Annotated in this window: 14 protein-coding genes; 4 read left to right on the forward strand and 10 right to left on the reverse strand. The window is 39.5% G+C overall.

What is annotated here, in order from left to right:
* Positions 1-13: 13 nt before the first annotated feature.
* Complete coding sequence (locus BLS33_RS07350; RefSeq protein WP_089886828.1) at positions 14-487, reverse strand: TspO/MBR family protein; 474 nt, start codon at positions 485-487, stop codon at positions 14-16.
* 94 nt (positions 488-581) lie between these two features.
* Here BLS33_RS07350 and BLS33_RS07355 point away from each other — a divergent pair, with 94 nt between their 5' ends.
* The 4 genes from BLS33_RS07355 to BLS33_RS07370 all read left to right on the forward strand — a co-directional run bounded on the left by BLS33_RS07355 (position 582) and on the right by BLS33_RS07370 (position 4695).
* Positions 582-1664 carry a diphosphomevalonate decarboxylase gene (locus BLS33_RS07355; RefSeq protein WP_089886830.1) on the forward strand — a complete coding sequence of 361 codons (1083 nt, stop codon included), beginning with the start codon at positions 582-584 and terminating at the stop codon, positions 1662-1664.
* A 61-nt stretch (positions 1665-1725) separates the two neighbouring features.
* Complete coding sequence (locus tag BLS33_RS07360) at positions 1726-2664, forward strand: mevalonate kinase family protein (RefSeq protein WP_089886834.1); 939 nt, start codon at positions 1726-1728, stop codon at positions 2662-2664.
* Between the two features lie 20 nt (positions 2665-2684).
* Entirely contained in the window at positions 2685-3590 is a 906-nt protein-coding gene (locus BLS33_RS07365) for a geranylgeranylglycerol-phosphate geranylgeranyltransferase (RefSeq protein ID WP_089886837.1), read from the forward strand.
* A 244-nt stretch (positions 3591-3834) separates the two neighbouring features.
* Positions 3835-4695 (forward strand): pseudouridine synthase, encoded by an 861-nt coding sequence (locus BLS33_RS07370; protein ID WP_089886839.1) that lies wholly within the window; start codon positions 3835-3837, stop codon positions 4693-4695.
* A 215-nt stretch (positions 4696-4910) separates the two neighbouring features.
* Here the strand turns inward: BLS33_RS07370 and BLS33_RS07375 are convergent, their stop codons facing one another.
* From BLS33_RS07375 to BLS33_RS07415, 9 genes are all read right to left on the reverse strand, one after another.
* Positions 4911-8366: an ELWxxDGT repeat protein gene (locus BLS33_RS07375; protein ID WP_089886841.1), complete on the reverse strand. Its 3456-nt coding sequence runs from the start codon at positions 8364-8366 to the stop codon at positions 4911-4913.
* A 145-nt stretch (positions 8367-8511) separates the two neighbouring features.
* Entirely contained in the window at positions 8512-9795 is a 1284-nt protein-coding gene (argH, locus tag BLS33_RS07380; protein ID WP_089886844.1) for an argininosuccinate lyase, read from the reverse strand.
* 62 nt (positions 9796-9857) lie between these two features.
* Positions 9858-10922, reverse strand: coding sequence for a M20 family metallo-hydrolase (locus BLS33_RS07385; RefSeq protein WP_089886847.1), 1065 nt, complete (start codon positions 10920-10922; stop codon positions 9858-9860).
* A complete protein-coding gene (gene argB, locus BLS33_RS07390) occupies positions 10922-11701 on the reverse strand; it encodes an acetylglutamate kinase (protein WP_089886849.1) in 780 nt (259 codons plus the stop codon). Before argB ends, BLS33_RS07385 begins: the two co-directional genes overlap by 1 nt.
* A 44-nt stretch (positions 11702-11745) precedes the next feature.
* Positions 11746-12498, reverse strand: coding sequence for an SDR family NAD(P)-dependent oxidoreductase (locus BLS33_RS07395; RefSeq protein WP_089886851.1), 753 nt, complete (start codon positions 12496-12498; stop codon positions 11746-11748).
* 36 nt (positions 12499-12534) lie between these two features.
* A complete protein-coding gene (locus BLS33_RS07400) occupies positions 12535-13482 on the reverse strand; it encodes an N-acetylornithine carbamoyltransferase (RefSeq protein ID WP_089886853.1) in 948 nt (315 codons plus the stop codon).
* A 27-nt stretch (positions 13483-13509) separates the two neighbouring features.
* On the reverse strand, positions 13510-14274 hold the full coding sequence (gene proB / locus BLS33_RS07405; RefSeq protein WP_089886854.1) for a glutamate 5-kinase: 765 nt from the start codon (positions 14272-14274) through the stop codon (positions 13510-13512).
* Positions 14275-14346: 72 nt separating this feature from the next.
* A complete protein-coding gene (locus BLS33_RS07410) occupies positions 14347-15543 on the reverse strand; it encodes a glutamate-5-semialdehyde dehydrogenase (RefSeq protein WP_089886856.1) in 1197 nt (398 codons plus the stop codon).
* Complete coding sequence (locus BLS33_RS07415) at positions 15540-16667, reverse strand: aspartate aminotransferase family protein (protein WP_089887151.1); 1128 nt, start codon at positions 16665-16667, stop codon at positions 15540-15542. Before BLS33_RS07415 ends, BLS33_RS07410 begins: the two co-directional genes overlap by 4 nt.
* Between the last annotated feature and the right edge of the window lie 57 nt (positions 16668-16724).

Consider the following 16724-nt stretch of genomic DNA (forward strand, 5'->3'; position numbering starts at 1 on the left):
TAAAGCAATTGATTTAATTCAATGCCCAAATTTTGTAGTTGAGCACCATTGCAAAACAAACCCAGAAAAAATAGGGGACTAACAGATAAGCTGCTGTGTTGTTTATTACCTTGAACCAGCGTATCGTAAGAAGAATAAGAATCAGCAACATGATAATGACCAGCAAGGCCAAAAAAGGTGCTTCAAAGCCAAAGAATACGATACTCCACGCGGCATTAAGCAGTAATTGGAAGCCAAAATGGTATAAGGCCGTTTTAACCCAAATATGGTAAAAACCTCTCGCCCAAACAATCCCGGCGGCAACTCCCATCATGACGTATAAAGTTATCCATACGGGGGCAAAAATCCAGTTAGGCGGGTTATAACTGGGTTTATTAAGAGCTGCATACCAGTCATTTACTGCGCCATGTACTGCAAAACTTGACAGAAACCCAATCACCAAACAAACGATGACGGCAATGCTGATATAGAATAGCTTTTTTTTCAAAATGTAACGAGTGTGTGTCTAAAGTAGCGATTTATTTTAATTACCGCAGAGGCAAAAGCGCTTAAAAACTATCTTTGCCCAAATTATGTTGACGATGACAGAAAAAGACTTTATTCCTTCGGGGTATTCTCAGAAGGTAACGAGTGGGGAGATAGCTTGGAGAGCACCAAGCAATATTGCGTTGGTCAAATACTGGGGCAAGAAGAAAAATCAGATTCCTGCCAACCCTTCGATTAGTTTTACCTTGGATAATGCTGCTACGACTACTTCGGTTGTCTATACCAAGCTTGCACAAAGTAAGGGTCATTTTTCTTTCGAACTCGTTTTTGAGGGAAAGCCTAAAAAGGATTTTGAACCCAAAATAAAAACCTTTTTCTCAAGGGTAGAAAAATACCTTCCTTTTTTAAGAGATTATCATTTTACAATAGAGACCTCGAATTCATTTCCTCACAGCAGTGGTATTGCTTCTTCGGCATCGGGAATGTCGGCATTGGCGCTTTGCCTGATGGAGGTTGAACGAGAATTGAATCCAAAAATGAAAATCGACTTTTTCAACCAAAAGGCTTCTTTTTTGGCGCGATTGGGATCAGGCAGTGCTTGCCGCAGTATTGAAGGGCCTATCGTTCAGTGGGGAAATCACGATGATACGGAAGGAAGTTCTGATTTGTTTGGAATCAAGTATCCCTATAAGGTGCACAAGGTTTTTGAGAACTATCAAGATACCATTCTTTTAGTTGATAAGGGACAAAAACAAGTCAGCAGTACGGTTGGTCATGACCTGATGCATAACCATCCTTTTGCAGGGCAGCGCTTCGAGCAAGCCCATAAAAACCTTTCGGAACTGCAACAAGTATTCGCAGACGGGAATTTGGAACGATTTATTGCTATTGTCGAAAGTGAGGCGCTTACACTGCACGCCATGATGATGACAAGTCACCCTTATTTTATTTTGATGAAGCCCAATACATTGGAAATCATCAATAAAATATGGGCTTTCCGTGAGGCAAATAAAACCCATGTCTGTTTTACCTTAGATGCCGGGGCTAACGTACATGTGCTGTACCCTGAATCTGAACGGGACATAACGCTTCAATTTATTAAAAACGAACTAGTTGCATATTGTGAAAACCAGCAGTATCTTTGCGACAAAATTGGATTTGGGGCAAAAAAAATGTAACTTATTTGTCATAATAGTGTCAAACCAGCGTTATACCAATTTCCCGAATCAACTATAAATCATGAAAGGACCCCTGTTTTATTCTAAAATTCTCCTTTTTGGAGAATACGGCATCATCAAAGATTCTAAAGGATTATCCATTCCCTATAATTTTTTCAAAGGAGCTTTAAAGACAGATGAGAATCCGTCTAAAACTGCCATTGAATCCAATGGGCACTTACGCAAGTTTGTGACTTATCTAGAAAAGATACATGATGAGAACCCCAAACTGGTCGCTTTTGATTTTGAAACGCTGCGTGATGATGTTGAAGGTGGAATGTACTTTGATAGTTCCATTCCCCAAGGTTATGGGGTAGGAAGCAGTGGGGCTTTGGTCGCCGCGATTTATGATAAATATGCGGAAGATAAAATCACCATTTTAGAAAATCTTACCCGCGAAAAGCTTTTGAAACTAAAATTGATTTTCGGGAAAATGGAGTCTTTCTTTCATGGAAAATCTTCAGGGCTTGATCCTTTGAACAGTTATTTAAGTTTACCGATTCTTATAAATTCCAAAAACAATATTGAATCTACCAGCATACCTTCACAAAACAGTGAAGGCAAAGGAGCCGTCTTTTTATTAGACAGTGGTTCTACTGGCGAAACGGCACCCATGGTACAATTGTTCATGGAGAAAATGAAACATGAAGGTTTTCGTAATATGTTGAAAAACCAGTTCATCAAACACACCGATGCCTGTGTTGAAGATTTTGTAAACGGTAATGTCAAGTCACTTTTTGGTAACTTAAAACAGCTATCACATGTGGTCTTGGATAATTTCAAACCTATGATTCCGGTAAAGTTCCATCAACTTTGGAAACATGGTATCGAATCAAATGACTACTACCTAAAACTTTGTGGATCTGGCGGCGGCGGTTATATTTTAGGTTTTACCGAAGATATCGACAAGGCAAAAAAAGCATTGAAAGATTACAATTTAGAAGTCGTATATAACTTTTAGTCAGTATCCATATTCCTATAATGTTCAGTAGAAAAAACAAACTCTTGCTTTTAAAGTTCTTGAGTCTGTTTTCTGTGGTTCGGGGGTACAATATTTTAATGGTCGTTGTGGCGCAATACTTGGCGTCAATTTATATTTTGGCTCCTGACCTTCCATTGCGAAAAGTCATTTTTGATTTCAATTTATTTGCTATCGTGCTCGCATCGGCCTTGGTTATCGCCGGGGGGTATATCATTAATAATTTTTATGATGCGGAGAAAGATCTGATCAATAAACCCACAAAAAGCATGTTGGATAGGTTGGTGAGCCAGCGCTTTAAGCTCTCAACGTATTTTGTACTAAATTTTTTGGCTGCCTTTGCGGCGAGCTATGTTTCCTTTAGGGCTGTATTGTTTTTTTCAATATATATATTTGGAATTTGGTTGTATTCCCATAAGCTAAAAAGAATAGCTTTCATCGGCAATTTTGTGTCGGCAATTTTAGCTATTGCCCCATTTTTTGCTGTATTTGTTTACTACAAGAATTTCGCTACGGTTATTTTCGTACATGCCATGTTTCTTTTTTTATTGATTTTGGTGCGAGAAATGATTAAGGACCTAGAGAATATTGCGGGAGATTTGGCCCAAAATTACAAAACCATTCCTGTTTTATACGGTGTGCGATTCTCGAAGCGCTGTATCAGTGTATTGATTCTATTGACTTTGTTACCGTCACTGCTATTGATTAATTATTTCGATGTAGGCTATATGTACCTTTATTTTATCGGAGGTATTTTTCTATTAATTTTCTTTTTGGTTATGTTATGGAAGGCCAAGACGAAAATGCATTATGTCGGCCTTCATAACATCTTAAAACTGATCATCGTGGTCGGTGTCTTCAGTATATTATTGATTAATGTTGATTTAGTGCTCAATCGCATTTTATAGGCAACTACTTACTGTCAGAAAGAGCGTTTATTGAAGTATATACTCACCTTCATTACAGTTGACGAGCCGAAATAGAAGGTTTTTACGTTCTTGACGAATTTATATTTCTCCGTTCAAAGGTTTGTAATCCCTTATGGCTGAAACATTACTATGTGTGTCGTAGGAATTGGTTGTTCAGCCATATAAATGCTTAAGTCAATAGGTTATACGATGGCGATACGTATCTTTGCGAAAAAGTATTAATATGAATAGGTCAGATTCGAAGGGTGGAGATAAGAGGGCATCAGGAAGACAGGGTGGAACATTTCGAAAGAAGAGTTATGCCAGAGGGAATGCCCCCATAAAAAAGAAAAGTGATTCGCAACAATCTGCTCCCAAAGTACAAAAAGATTCAGGGTTGATTCGATTGAACAAGTATGTAGCCAATTCTGGCGTTTGTTCTCGTAGAGATGCCGATATATATATCACCGCAGGAAATATAACAGTAAACGGTAAGCCTATTACCGAAATGGGCTATAAAGTAAAATTGGCCGATGAGGTCAGGTTCGATGGACGTCTGTTAAATCCAGAAAAGAAGGAATACGTGCTGCTCAACAAACCAAAAGATTTTGTGACTACTACTCGAGATGAACATGGTAGGAGAAGTGCCGTGGGGTTGATTTCAAAGGCATCAAAATCAACATTGAACCCTGTGGGGAAGTTGAATAAAGATACAACGGGACTCTTACTATTTACAAATGATGGGGAACTCACCAAGCGATTGAATAGCCCTAAAAACGGATTGCGAAAAATCTATCATATCGAACTGAACAAGCCCTTGCGAAGCGCCGATTTAAAAAAAATACAAGAAGGTGTTTTGGTAGATGATAAAGTTGTTAAGGTTGCTGATGTCAGTTTCGTTGATAATGCACCAAAAAACCAAGTAGGTATGGAAATTCTAAGCACACGAAACGATATTGTACGTCGTATTTTTAAAGCCTTGGAATATGAAGTCGTTAAGATGGATAGGGTGGTGTATGCCAGCTTGACTAAAAAGGACTTGCCCCGAGGGCACTGGCGCTATTTGACCGAGCAGGAGGTGATTAATCTTGGAATGATAAAATAGGAGTTGAAAATCAAACCAATGAATTCAACAATAATTGTTCAAAGAACTTTTATAGTAACCTTATCATAAGCATTTGGTAACCGAATTGGTCAATAAAAAGACCATTTTTGTGGTGTTCAAATTACAATTTTATTTGAGTTAGCAGCCTTAAGACCGATATTCGTATCGGTTTTGTCTTTTTAGGAGTTCTCTTTTAATATTTAGGTAGACCACTTTTAATTCTTGATTAGTTTATGCACGATTACTGATTGCCTTGCCTTTAGAGTTAGTAGGTATATGCCCTTTTTTAACCCATCTACATTAAAAATCACTTCTTTATTGTCGACCTTAGAGGGTTCTCTCATAATCATTTTACCATTTAATGTATACAGCGAAAGGGTTAGGTAATCTGTTTCTGTTTCACCTATGGTGATATGTAGGTCTCCGTCGTTTATTGGGTTCGGATAGATTAGAGGCGTTGGTGATAAAATAATATTTTTTTCAAAAGTGCCTTGACATGTTTTATCGGTAACAACTGAAAGTTTGTTGCTGTTTGCAGAAAGAGCTAAGGTTATTTCATTATTTGAGGTATGGTACACTTCATCATTCAAAGAGATAAAATAGTCTTTAGACCCTGATAGATTTAAATTGATGGTATTGTCTAATGAATTTATTTTAGAGGAGACGCTAAGCGCTTCTGGTTCGGTAATTTGTAATACGAAGCAAGTCTCCGAGTAGTTCCCAGCATAAACACTTATACATAGGTCATACGCGCCAGCGGCAAGATCGGAAAATAAAATGGTTTTGTTAAATTCTTTTGTTTGGCTAAGGTTTTCTCCAGTAAGAGTAACGCTGTAATCAAGCAGTTCTTTGGCGGTTATCTCAATACTGCCATTATTTTTAGAAACGCAGGTAGCACTTGTTGTTAGAATAGCAAAATTATCTACTGGAAAGCTTGATAATGAACACCCGTTCGAATTAACTAAGGTTCCGGGAGGGGTATCTTGGCACCGGTCGAGAATATTAATTATACCATCAGCATTAATATCACCTTTCTTATCATATCTCCATAATTGTTTTCCTTCTGTATCGGTCACTGCATGGAAATAAACGTAGTCTTCTATAAAATTTATAGAAGTAGGGTCTGAACTAAATACGCCCTCTTTTAAATCGAATAATTGATAAGTGCCAAAATCCGTGCCATCAGATGTCCATAGTTCTTGCCCATTTTGAGATGTAAATGCTGAAAAATAGACGCGTTCACTATCATTTGTAAAGTAAGAAGGGTATGAATATTTGTCGTCATTAATGTCTTTAACGAGGTATGTGCCTTCAGTGGTGCCATCGGTACGCCACAGTTCATTACCGTGTATGCCGTCATTTGCAGAAAAATAGATAATATCATTAAGTATCGTATGGTCAAAAACACCTAAGTTAGAATCCGCGCCATTTTGTTCACCTTCATAGATGTCTTTTATCTGATAGGTACCCTCGGCAGTGCCATCAGAAACCCAGATTTCTGTTCCAGATTTAAACGTAGATGCCACAAAAACAAGTTTGTCCTTAAGGGCCACCATACCGGTATTGTTGTAATTAGACTGCTGAATAAATGGCACACTAGTAATTTCTTTCGTGCCCTCGGGTGTACCATCACTAAACCATAAATCATGCAGGCCATTCACAGATAAAAATACATTGTCACCTACGGTGGTAAGATCGTTAATTTCTTCAAAAGCTTTTATTTTTACGGTACCGGCATCCGTGCCATCACCTCGCCATAGCTCAACTATATTCCAACTAGGTTTCACTGTAAAATATAGGTAGTTCTCGGAGGTGACTATTTTTTGTGGACCGTAAGTTCCACCATGGTTTATAGTGGGCGGGCCAATTGCTTTGACTAACTCAAACTCATTACCGTTATATTTTGCCAAGTGGTTTTGATATTGACTTAGGTCGGTATCTTTTGAAGATACAAAGTAATAGATGTTATCATTAAAGGTTATGATACCGGGTTTAATTAGGGTTTTAATGTTTGAATCTAGATGGTTCATGGCTATTGTGCCTTCGAAGGTGCCGTCGGCTCGAAATACTTTTGTTCCTGAAATGGTATTCCCGAAATAGTATAAATCGTTGCCCATAGCCGTGAAATTTCTAGGGTTTGATTCCCCTAATTTATTTAAAAGTGTATTTGTGTTGCTATTGTGGTCATAAGCCCAAACATCTCCATAATCATAAAAAATCTTGTTACCTACTTTTTCATATTTTGGATCTAACAGGGTAGATTTATAAGTGCATATGTTAGCAAAAAGCGCATGAGAGTCGAAAGAAAGATTTGTACGCCATAGTTCTTCGCCCGAACTATTAGATTCATGTGTAAAATAATAATATTCTTGAAAATTTTTAATTGGGGCCACACCATTAAGCATTTCTATATTTCTAGTGTTTTCTGCGGTAAGATCCGTAATCCATGCTTCTCGATAAACTTCCCCATTGAGATGAAATTGTATATGAAACATATTATCATTGACCTTAGCTAGTATAGTAGGATTTTCCCCTCGCGAATTAGTTGGATTAGAATTGTTCGGTATTTCCGTTATACCTGTAACATGATAGTCTTGAGTGTCAAGTGCCGCTAAGGTGTAGTTTTCTGAATTGTTAGGTGCAAGAAAAATAAGGTTGGGGCCATCTGAATTTAGAGTAGAAGGAGTATAATTAAGAGGTACGGTTTCGTCATAGATTTTAATTGTGCCTGCTTCGGTCCCGTCCGATTCCCAAATAGTTAAATTATTCGCGTACGTACTAAAAAAGGAAAAATAGAGTTTGTTATTGATCTCTATGACATCTGAAAAATCTACATAACCTTCAAACATGTTTTTTATGGGCTGTACGCCATCAACTAATCCATCTGTTTTTAAAATCCCGGTTGTTTTAGGATTTCCATCAAACAAATCACTTTTGGCAACAACGTATAATTCGTTTTTGTACGGAACAAACTCAGGGGGTGTGGACTGATAATTTGAATTGATAATATACGGGTCTAATTTCGGTATTGCCGTAAAAGTGCCGTCTTCTGTGCCGTCACTTCTCCAAGTTAGAAATTGATTTTGCATTTTGAAGGTAAAGAAGAAGAGGCTATTGACAGTACCTTCATAAACAGATCTTGGTCCTAGTTTAGGTACGTTATCTTGTATTAAAATGGTTCCTAGGTCAGTACCATCACTTTTCCATACTTCTACAGATTCGCTTTGGTGGTTCAAAAAGTAAATTTCGTTCCCAACTAAGGTTATGTCGTAGATACGTGTATCTACTAGATTGGTAATCTGAAAGGTGCCATTCTCCGTGCCATCTGTAGACCAAATTTGGTAGCCTGAGATATTGGTAAAGGCAACAAAGTACAAAAGTCCATTCAAGAATACTGCTCCATCTTTGAAATCAGTTGAAATTCCGAAATTGCCTCCGGGATTAATATCCTTTAATAAATAAGGGGGCTCAATACCGTTAGTAATCCATAATTCAGTCCCATAATCTTTGGTCCAAGCACTAAAAATCAGAAGATTATTATACTCAATAAATTGTGAAGGGGATGAACCGATATCCCCCACCTCAGGAAATAAATGGGTTATCTGCTCTTGAGCTTGGCTAAAATTAGAACTAGCTAAGAGTATTAAAATAAAAGCAAAGAGTCTTGTCATATTCTAGTATGATGGGAAAACCTAAAAAGGTTAAAACTAAGAAATGTGTAAAGGATTACTAAAATAACCCGTTACAACTCCAATAAAATAGACAAAACTACAGCGATATAGATTAAGGGAAATTTATATCATACCCTTTATTTCTTTAATCTCGAATATTTTCCATCTTCTCCCGAATCTCATCCAAACATAAATTGCCCAGACTGCCCTCATGTGAATGTGAAATATCACGTTTGGGGCTAAACGTACCTTGTTGAATTTCTTGTCCCATTTTTTTATAGGCATCGCGAAACGGCATCCCCGATAAGACCAATTCGTTCAGGGTATCTACACTAAAAAGATAATCGTATTTGGGATCTTCCAAAATAGTTGGGTTGACGCGAATTTCGGCTAAACTAAAAGTCAAAATTTCGAGACATGCCTTCATGTCTTGTATGGCAGGCACAATCACTTCTTTGACCAATTGTAAATCACGGTGATACCCGCTAGGTAGGTTATTGATGATTAGCGTCAATTGGTTGGGAATGCTCTGAAGTTTATTGCATTTGCCCCGTACCAATTCAAAAACATCGGGATTCTTTTTGTGCGGCATAATACTACTTCCCGTAGTCAATTCATCGGGAAAAGAAACGAAATCAAAATTTTGGCTCATATACAGACAGATGTCCATGGCCATTTTAGATAGGGTCGCGGCTAGGCTGCTCATACCAAAGGCAGCAGCTTTTTCTACTTTGCCACGCCCCATTTGGGCCGCCACTACATTGTATTTGGTGGTCTCAAAACCCATTTCTCGGGTCGTAAAACTTCTGTCGATAGGAAAAGAACTACCGTACCCCGCAGCACTTCCTAACGGATTTTGATCAGCAACCTTAAGCGCTGCATCGACAAAATAGAGGTCATCTATCAAACTTTCTGCATAGGCCGAGAACCACAGTCCGAACGATGAAGGCATCGCAATCTGTAAGTGGGTGTAACCGGGCAGCAATACTTCTTTGTGCTTTTCCGCCAAAGCTAGCAACAGATCAAACAACTCTTTCGTTAGGGACTTTATTTGCATCAATTCTTCTTTGAGATACAAGTGCATAGCGACCAAAACTTGATCGTTACGTGACCGGGCCGTATGTATTTTTTTTCCGGTATCGCCCAACTTCTCCGTTAGTAGAAATTCAATCTTGGAATGCATATCCTCAAAAGAATCTTCTATGGTGAAAGTTCCTTCTTCAATGGATGTACCGATGTTGTCTAGTTCAGCGACCAAAGCTTCCGTTTCGGTATCGGTAAGCAAGCCGATTTTACCCAACATTTTGGCATGGGCCTTAGAAGCAATGACATCGTATTTTGCCAATAGCAAATCCAATTCACGATCATTGCCTACTGTAAAATGGTCTATTTTTTTATCGGTGCTAAAGCCTTTGTCCCAGAGTTTCATAAATTTTGGTTTACATTTATCAATGCACAATTACCAATTGTTCATTGCATACTGTTAATTATTTATTGTAAAAATCCCTTCAAAATTTTAATATACAAATCAATACCCTCTTCGATTTCGTTTACATATATAAATTCGTTGGCGGAGTGCGAACGGGTACTATCGCCAGGTCCTAATTTTAGCGATTGACAGCTCAGGGCCGCTTGATCGGAAAGCGTTGGCGAACCATAAGTTTCCCTTCCCAAGGCGATGCCCGATTGCACCAAAGGATGATTCTTGTCGATGGCCGATGAATTAAGGCGTAACGAGCGCGGTTTCAATTCGCAAGGTGCTTCCTTTTGCAAGATATCACGAATTTCTTTGTTGGTGTATTTATCGTTGACCCGAACATCGATTACTAGGTTTACTTGGGCGGGAACCACATTGTGCTGTTCTCCGCCGTTGATTTGAGTGACCGTCAACTTTACTTCGCCCAATACCTCGGAAACCTTTTTGAATTTGTAATTTTTGAACCAATCCAAAACTCCGATCGTATTGTATATCGCGTTATTGTCATTCGGATGCGCTGCATGGGAAGGTGTACCTTTTACGGCCGCTTCAAAAACCACCAGTCCTTTTTCGGCAATTGCCAATTTCATTAATGTTGGTTCACCTACGATGGCGACATCGATTTCAGGAAGTATCGCGAGCATGCTGTTCAGACCATTGGGGCCTGAGCTTTCTTCCTCGGCCGAAGCCACGATGATAATGTTGTGGTTTAAGTTTTTCGCATCATAAAAATGGGTAAAAGTTGCGATAAGCGATACTAATGGTCCGCCCGCATCATTGCTGCCAAGGCCAAATAATTTTCCATCTTCGATATGTGGGTGAAAAGGATCCTTGGTATAGGCCGTATTCGGTTTAACGGTATCGTGATGTGAATTAAGTAGCAACGTTGGCTTATTTTCGTCGTAATACTTATTGAAAGCGTAGATATTGTTTTTCTCCCGTTTAAAAGGTATGTCAAACGATTTGAACCAATTTTCAATGGCATCGGCAGTTTTTTCTTCTTCAGAGGAAAAGGATTGAATGGAAATTAAGGTCTTCAATAAATCGATGGCCTTTTCTGTAAGTACGAGCTGTTCCATTATAAGGTTATTGTGGTGAATAAGTTAGATTCTGGTGCTAACATCGAAATATTGCCGATACAGACCTGATGTACATTTCTATTTAGGGCGTTAAAGCAATTCTCAAGTTTCGGCAGCATGCCATCGGCGATTACTTTCTGTGTCAACAGTGTTTTATAGGATGTGGTATTGATGTGTTTTATAACCGAATCCTCATCGTTTACATCTTTTAAAACCCCTTTCTTTTCGAAACAATAGTTGAGTGTTGTTTCATAAAATTCGCTCATACCTATGGCAATTTCAGAAGCAATGGTATCTGCGTTCGTGTTGAATAATTGTCCGTTTTGGTCGTGGGTTATGGCACAAAATACCGGTGTTAAATTGGCTTCCAACAAACGACTTATGGTTATTGCATTCACTGAATCAACATCGCCGACATAACCAAAATCAACATCTTTTACAGGTCTTTTATGGGCCTGTATCGTATTTGCATCGGCTCCCGAGAGACCAATAGCATTACAGTTGTTGGCTTGAAGTTCTGCGACAATCTTTTTATTGACCAAGCCCCCGTAAACCATGGTTATGAGGTCTAGGCTTTGTGCATCGGTAATGCGTCTTCCGCCTACGAGTTGCGACTCGATACCTAATTTTTTACCCAACTCGGTGGCCAGTTTCCCTCCACCGTGAACCAGTACTTTTTGACCCTCGATTTTGGAAAAAACAGCGAGAAACTTCGAAAGTTCCGTCTTGTTTTCTATGACATTTCCGCCAATTTTTACGATGGATAGTTTTGGTTTCATTTCAAGCTAAATTTAGTTTCGTGTCATTTTCAATCGTCATATAATCATGCATTTAGAATACCTCCGTCGATATTTATAGTACTCCCCGTAATCCATGAAGAATCTTTAGAGACCATAAACAGTGCCAATTTCGCAATATCATCAGGGGTGCCCAAACGCTTTAAAAGCGTCGTTTGTTTTGCATTTTCAATGGCATTTTCCGGATTTTCGAATGCTTTTGCCGAATCGTGCAATAGTGGCGTGTCTACGGGACCAGGACAAAGTGCGTTTACCCGTATTTTTGGGGCATATTCGACTGCTAGCTGTTTCATTAGGGCCACAGAACCTGCTTTTGAGGCGCAATAGGCAGGGTGGTTCGGGAAACTCTTAAATGCCGCTATCGAGGCATTGATCAAAATGTTGGCATCAGCACTCTTTAAAAGATGCGGAATGGCGTATTTCGATAAATAGAAAATAGAACTAAGATTGGTATCCATGGTATATTGCCACGACGAAACAGGAAGATCGACCACATTCCCCAGACCTAAAATACCGGCATTGATTGAAAGGATGTCGAGTTTTCCAAAATTATCCATAGCGGCAGTCACCAATTTTTCATTGGTCTCAGCCATACTAATATCGCCTTGAATGAAAATTGAATTTTTTAATTGCTTTTCTAAAGCATTTCCTTTTTCACTGGATTTGCCCGAAAGAATCAGTTTGGCCCCGGCTGCTGCAAACATCTCGGATATGGCTTTTCCCATCCCGCCCGTGGCTCCGGTAACGATACAAACTTTATCCTTTAGTTCTTGTGACATTTACTTCTGTTTGTTTTTGTAAATCGAGAGTATGTTTTAAAGTTTATCTGCATCCGACAAAATCTTCTTTAAGACTACTTGAGCGGCGTAAGTTCGATTGTTTGCCTGTTCGATAACCAATGATTGTGCACTGTCGAGCACGGCATCTTCCACAACTACATTTCTACGTACCGGCAGGCAGTGCATGAATTTGGCATGACCCAATTTCGATTTGGTCATCATCCATTTTGCATCTTGATTTAAGACTTGTCCGTAATCGGAGTAGCTACTCCAGTTTTTCACGTAGACAAAATCGGCATTTTCTAATGCTTTATTTTGATCATATTCGATTTGAACATCTTTGGTTATTCTTTTGTCTAGATCGTAACCTTCGGGATGTGTGATTACAAAATCGGCATTTTGACGTTGCATCATTTCTACAAAAGAATTGGCTACGGCATGTGGTAAAGCCTTTGGGTGTGGAGCCCAAGAAAGAACTACTTTAGGTTTTGATTTTGTATTTTGTTCACTCAGGGTAATGGCATCGGCCAAAGCCTGCAATGGGTGGCCTACTGAACTTTCCATATTAACAACGGGTACGGAGGCATATTTTTTAAAACCGTTGAGTACCAATTCAGCTTCGTCTTTTTCTTTGTCTGCCAACGATGCAAAAGCCCTGATGGCTATGACATCACAATATTGGGAGATTACTTGTGCAGCCTCTTTTATATGTTCAGAGGTGCCTTGGTCCATAATGGTACCATCTTCATATTCGAGAGCCCAACCCTCGCTTCCAAAATTCATTACAATAACTTCCATGCCTAAATTCATGGCAGCTTTTTGGGTGCTCAATCGGGTGCGCAAACTGTTATTAAAAAATAATAAACCAATGGTTTTTCCCTTGCCTAGCGATTCAAATTGTCTTGGTTCGGTTTTTATGGCTCTGGCTTCCTCGACCCATTCTGGAAGGGAATCTATATCGTTAATGGCGAAGTAATGTTTCATGCTTAAAAAATGTAAATTATTTGTCGGCTATTTTTTTATTCTGGTGTGGTTGCCAATATCATTGAGGGCATTGACTAGAAAATTATCCTTTAATCCATTGACGATCCAGGTTTCGATTCCTGCTTTTTGGGCAATGGTAGCAGCTTCTATTTTCGATTGCATTCCGCCGGTACCGTGCGATGATTTGGAACTGCTGATTTCCTGTAACAAACTTTCGAGCCCCGTAACTGTAGCTATCGTCTTTGGGTCATCATTTTCTATGGAAACCTTAGTGTAAATACCATCGGTGTTCGTGGCTACGACAAGAAGATCAACCTCTAACAAAGCCGCAGTAAGGGCCGCTAGTTTATCGTTGTCTCCAAATTGAATTTCGTCGGCAGCGACGGTGTCATTTTCGTTGATGATGGGTATTACGTTATTGGCCACCAAAACGTTGATCGTGTTCTTGATGTTTGCCTTGGCAATAGGATTTTCAAAATCGGAATACGAAAGAAGACATTGCGAGGTGAATAGGCCAAGTTCCCTGAAATTTTCTTGATAAATTCGCATCAAATGCGGTTGACCTATGGCGGCCAGCGCCTGTTTCATATTGATTTCGGCACCATTATGCTCCAATTTTACAAACTGTTTGGCAGCTGCAATGGCTCCGGAACTAACGATTATAATTTCATAGTTCTCTTTAAGGGCGGCAATTTGTCGGCCGATATCCTCTATCTTTCCTCTAGAAATCTGATCTGTTTCCTTGGTCAGTGTATTGGATCCAATTTTTAAGAGTATTTTCTTTTTTTGCATTTTTTTATTGTTTTGACCTGCTATTTTTGAAACCTTGCAGATCAGAAATCGGCCGGAACAGCTTTTTTGGGATTATCTTATTTGTCCGTTCCCTTTCACATACCATTTATTGGTCACTAGATGCTGTAGGCCGATTGGCCCTCTTTGATGTAATTTATCAGTACTTATGGCGAGTTCTCCTCCCAAACCAAATTGACCTCCATCGGTAAAGCGCGTCGATGCGTTGTGATATACCGCGGCAGTATCGACATTATTCATAAAGGAATCGGCGATTTCTTCGTTATTTGTAATAATGGATGCGGAATGCCCTCCTCCATAACGATTTATTTTGGCTACGGTTTCCTCGAGATCTTTTACTCCCCCCAAAACGATTTTGTAGTCTAGAAATTCCTCGAACCAAACCGCCTCATCGGTAATTTCGGAAGTGCCTTCAAAACCAGAAACTCCCGAATCTACCAAAATTTCAACATCACTTTCCTTTAATTTGGAAATGAGTTGTCGTGTGAATTTTTCTTTATCAGGAAGGTTGTCGTCGATTAAAACCTTATCCAAAGCATTACATGCCGATATTTTGGTTGTCTTGCCGTTGATGATGATATCTAACGCCATTTCTTGATCGGCGTCTTTATCAACAAAGACAAAATTATTACCGCGGCCGCTTACGATTACCGGACAGGTAGCGTGTTGCTTTACAAAAGCAATCAACCTTTCTCCGCCTCGCGGAACTATTAAATCGATTTTTTGATCAGGTTTTTCCAAATAGGCTTGTGTCTGTTTTCTATCAAATTGTAAATAGGTAACCCAGTCGTTGGATATCTGGTTTTCCGATAGGGCCCGGTGCCATAATTTCACTAAGGCCAAATTGCTCTGTAGCGATTCTTTACCTCCCTTTAGTAATATTTTGTTCCCAGATTTAAAGGCAATCCCGGCTGCTTCGATGGTAACATCGGGGCGAGATTCGTAAATAATCAAAACAGTGCCAAAGGGTGCCGTTTTATTACTCACCCTCATACCGTTCTCATGGGTAAATTGAAACCGCTCCACCCCCAATGGGTCTTCTTGCTTGGCCAAGTGAAATAATGATTCGATCATACCTTCAATTTTGGTGTCGTTTACGACCAACCGATCACGCATGGCAATATCTTCACCATTGTAAGCGTCCATATCTTTTTTATTGGCCGCTAAAATTGCCGTTCTTTCTGCGTCTACCAATTGTGCCATGGTCTGGAGTACGGCATTTCGTTGTGCAATATTTAAAAATAAACTCATGACAATTCTTTTTGTAAAGCTTCGAAGAAAGTATCTAAATGGGCTTCGGTAATATTAAGTGCCGGTAAAAACCGGAGCACTTTTTTGTCCTTTGCCCCTCCCGTAAAAATATGCTGATTATGAATTAAACGTTTTCTTAAATCGGCCACTTCAAAATCAAATTCAAGTCCGAGCATCAAACCCCTACCCTTTACACGTTTTACTTGGGGAATTTCGGCGGCCCTCTTTTTAAATCGTTCGCCTAATTTTGTGGCGTTTTCGAGAAGCTGTTCTTTTTCTATCACTTCCAAAACTGCTATTGTAGCCGCACAAGCCAAATGGTTGCCACCAAACGTAGTTCCTAACATACCGTAAACGGCTTTTATGCTTTCATGAATCAAAACGCCCCCTACCGGAAAGCCGTTGCCCATACCTTTGGCAATGGTGATGATATCGGGTTTGATGCCATGATGTTGGAACGCAAAGAATTTTCCACTTCGACCAAATCCGCATTGTACTTCATCTGCAATAAGGAGTACCCCGTGGGCTTTACATTGCTCCGCAACCCTTTGGTAGAATGCGGTTGAAGGTTCGTCTAATCCGCCGACACCTTGAATGGTCTCTATGATAACGGCACAAACATCCCCTTTTTCAATTTCGTTTTGAAAAGCTTCCTCATCATTGAACGACAAAAAGGTAACCTTTTGTTGTTTGTTGATAGGCGCGTTGATGTTCGCGTTATCAGTGACGGCGACTGCTGCCGATGTTCTGCCGTGAAAACCATTTTTAAATGCGATTACCCGCGATTTCCCCGTCTGGAATGATGCTAGTTTCAATGCATTTTCATTGGCTTCGGCCCCTGAATTGCACAGAAAAAGGTTGTAGTCTTCACAATCGGAAAGTTGACCCAGTTTTTCCGCCAATTCCACTTGCAACGGATTCTGTATTGAATTACTGTAAAACCCAATGCGATCCAATTGATCTTTTAGTTGTTTTATGTAATGTGGATGCGAATGTCCGATGGAAATTACGGCATGACCACCATAAAAATCGAGATACTCTTTGCCTTGGTCATCGGTGACCACGATTCCTTTTGCGGAAACGGGAGTAACATCATATAATGGGTATACATCAAATGGTTTCATTGTTGCTTTTTGTTTTATTTCCGCTGAGACGGAAATCGTTTCGTTATTGTTGGACAT

It is taken from the genome of Kriegella aquimaris (genome assembly GCF_900103215.1).
GTDB classification, from domain to species: domain Bacteria; phylum Bacteroidota; class Bacteroidia; order Flavobacteriales; family Flavobacteriaceae; genus Kriegella; species Kriegella aquimaris.

Excerpts from the sequence above, each read along its gene's own strand:
- BLS33_RS07355 (WP_089886830.1), top strand. The coding sequence starts at position 582 with ATGACAGAAAAAGACTTTATTCCTTCGGGGTATTCTCAGAAGGTAACG.
- BLS33_RS07360 (WP_089886834.1), top strand. The coding sequence starts at position 1,726 with ATGAAAGGACCCCTGTTTTATTCTAAAATTCTCCTTTTTGGAGAATAC.
- BLS33_RS07365 (WP_089886837.1), top strand. The coding sequence starts at position 2,685 with ATGTTCAGTAGAAAAAACAAACTCTTGCTTTTAAAGTTCTTGAGTCTG.
- BLS33_RS07370 (WP_089886839.1), top strand. The coding sequence starts at position 3,835 with ATGAATAGGTCAGATTCGAAGGGTGGAGATAAGAGGGCATCAGGAAGA.
- BLS33_RS07375 (WP_089886841.1), bottom strand. The coding sequence starts at position 8,366 with ATGACAAGACTCTTTGCTTTTATTTTAATACTCTTAGCTAGTTCTAAT.
- argH (WP_089886844.1), bottom strand. The coding sequence starts at position 9,795 with ATGAAACTCTGGGACAAAGGCTTTAGCACCGATAAAAAAATAGACCAT.
- BLS33_RS07385 (WP_089886847.1), bottom strand. The coding sequence starts at position 10,922 with ATGGAACAGCTCGTACTTACAGAAAAGGCCATCGATTTATTGAAGACC.
- argB (WP_089886849.1), bottom strand. The coding sequence starts at position 11,701 with ATGAAACCAAAACTATCCATCGTAAAAATTGGCGGAAATGTCATAGAA.
- BLS33_RS07395 (WP_089886851.1), bottom strand. The coding sequence starts at position 12,498 with ATGTCACAAGAACTAAAGGATAAAGTTTGTATCGTTACCGGAGCCACG.
- BLS33_RS07400 (WP_089886853.1), bottom strand. The coding sequence starts at position 13,482 with ATGAAACATTACTTCGCCATTAACGATATAGATTCCCTTCCAGAATGG.
- proB (WP_089886854.1), bottom strand. The coding sequence starts at position 14,274 with ATGCAAAAAAAGAAAATACTCTTAAAAATTGGATCCAATACACTGACC.
- BLS33_RS07410 (WP_089886856.1), bottom strand. The coding sequence starts at position 15,543 with ATGAGTTTATTTTTAAATATTGCACAACGAAATGCCGTACTCCAGACC.
- BLS33_RS07415 (WP_089887151.1), bottom strand. The coding sequence starts at position 16,667 with ATGAAACCATTTGATGTATACCCATTATATGATGTTACTCCCGTTTCC.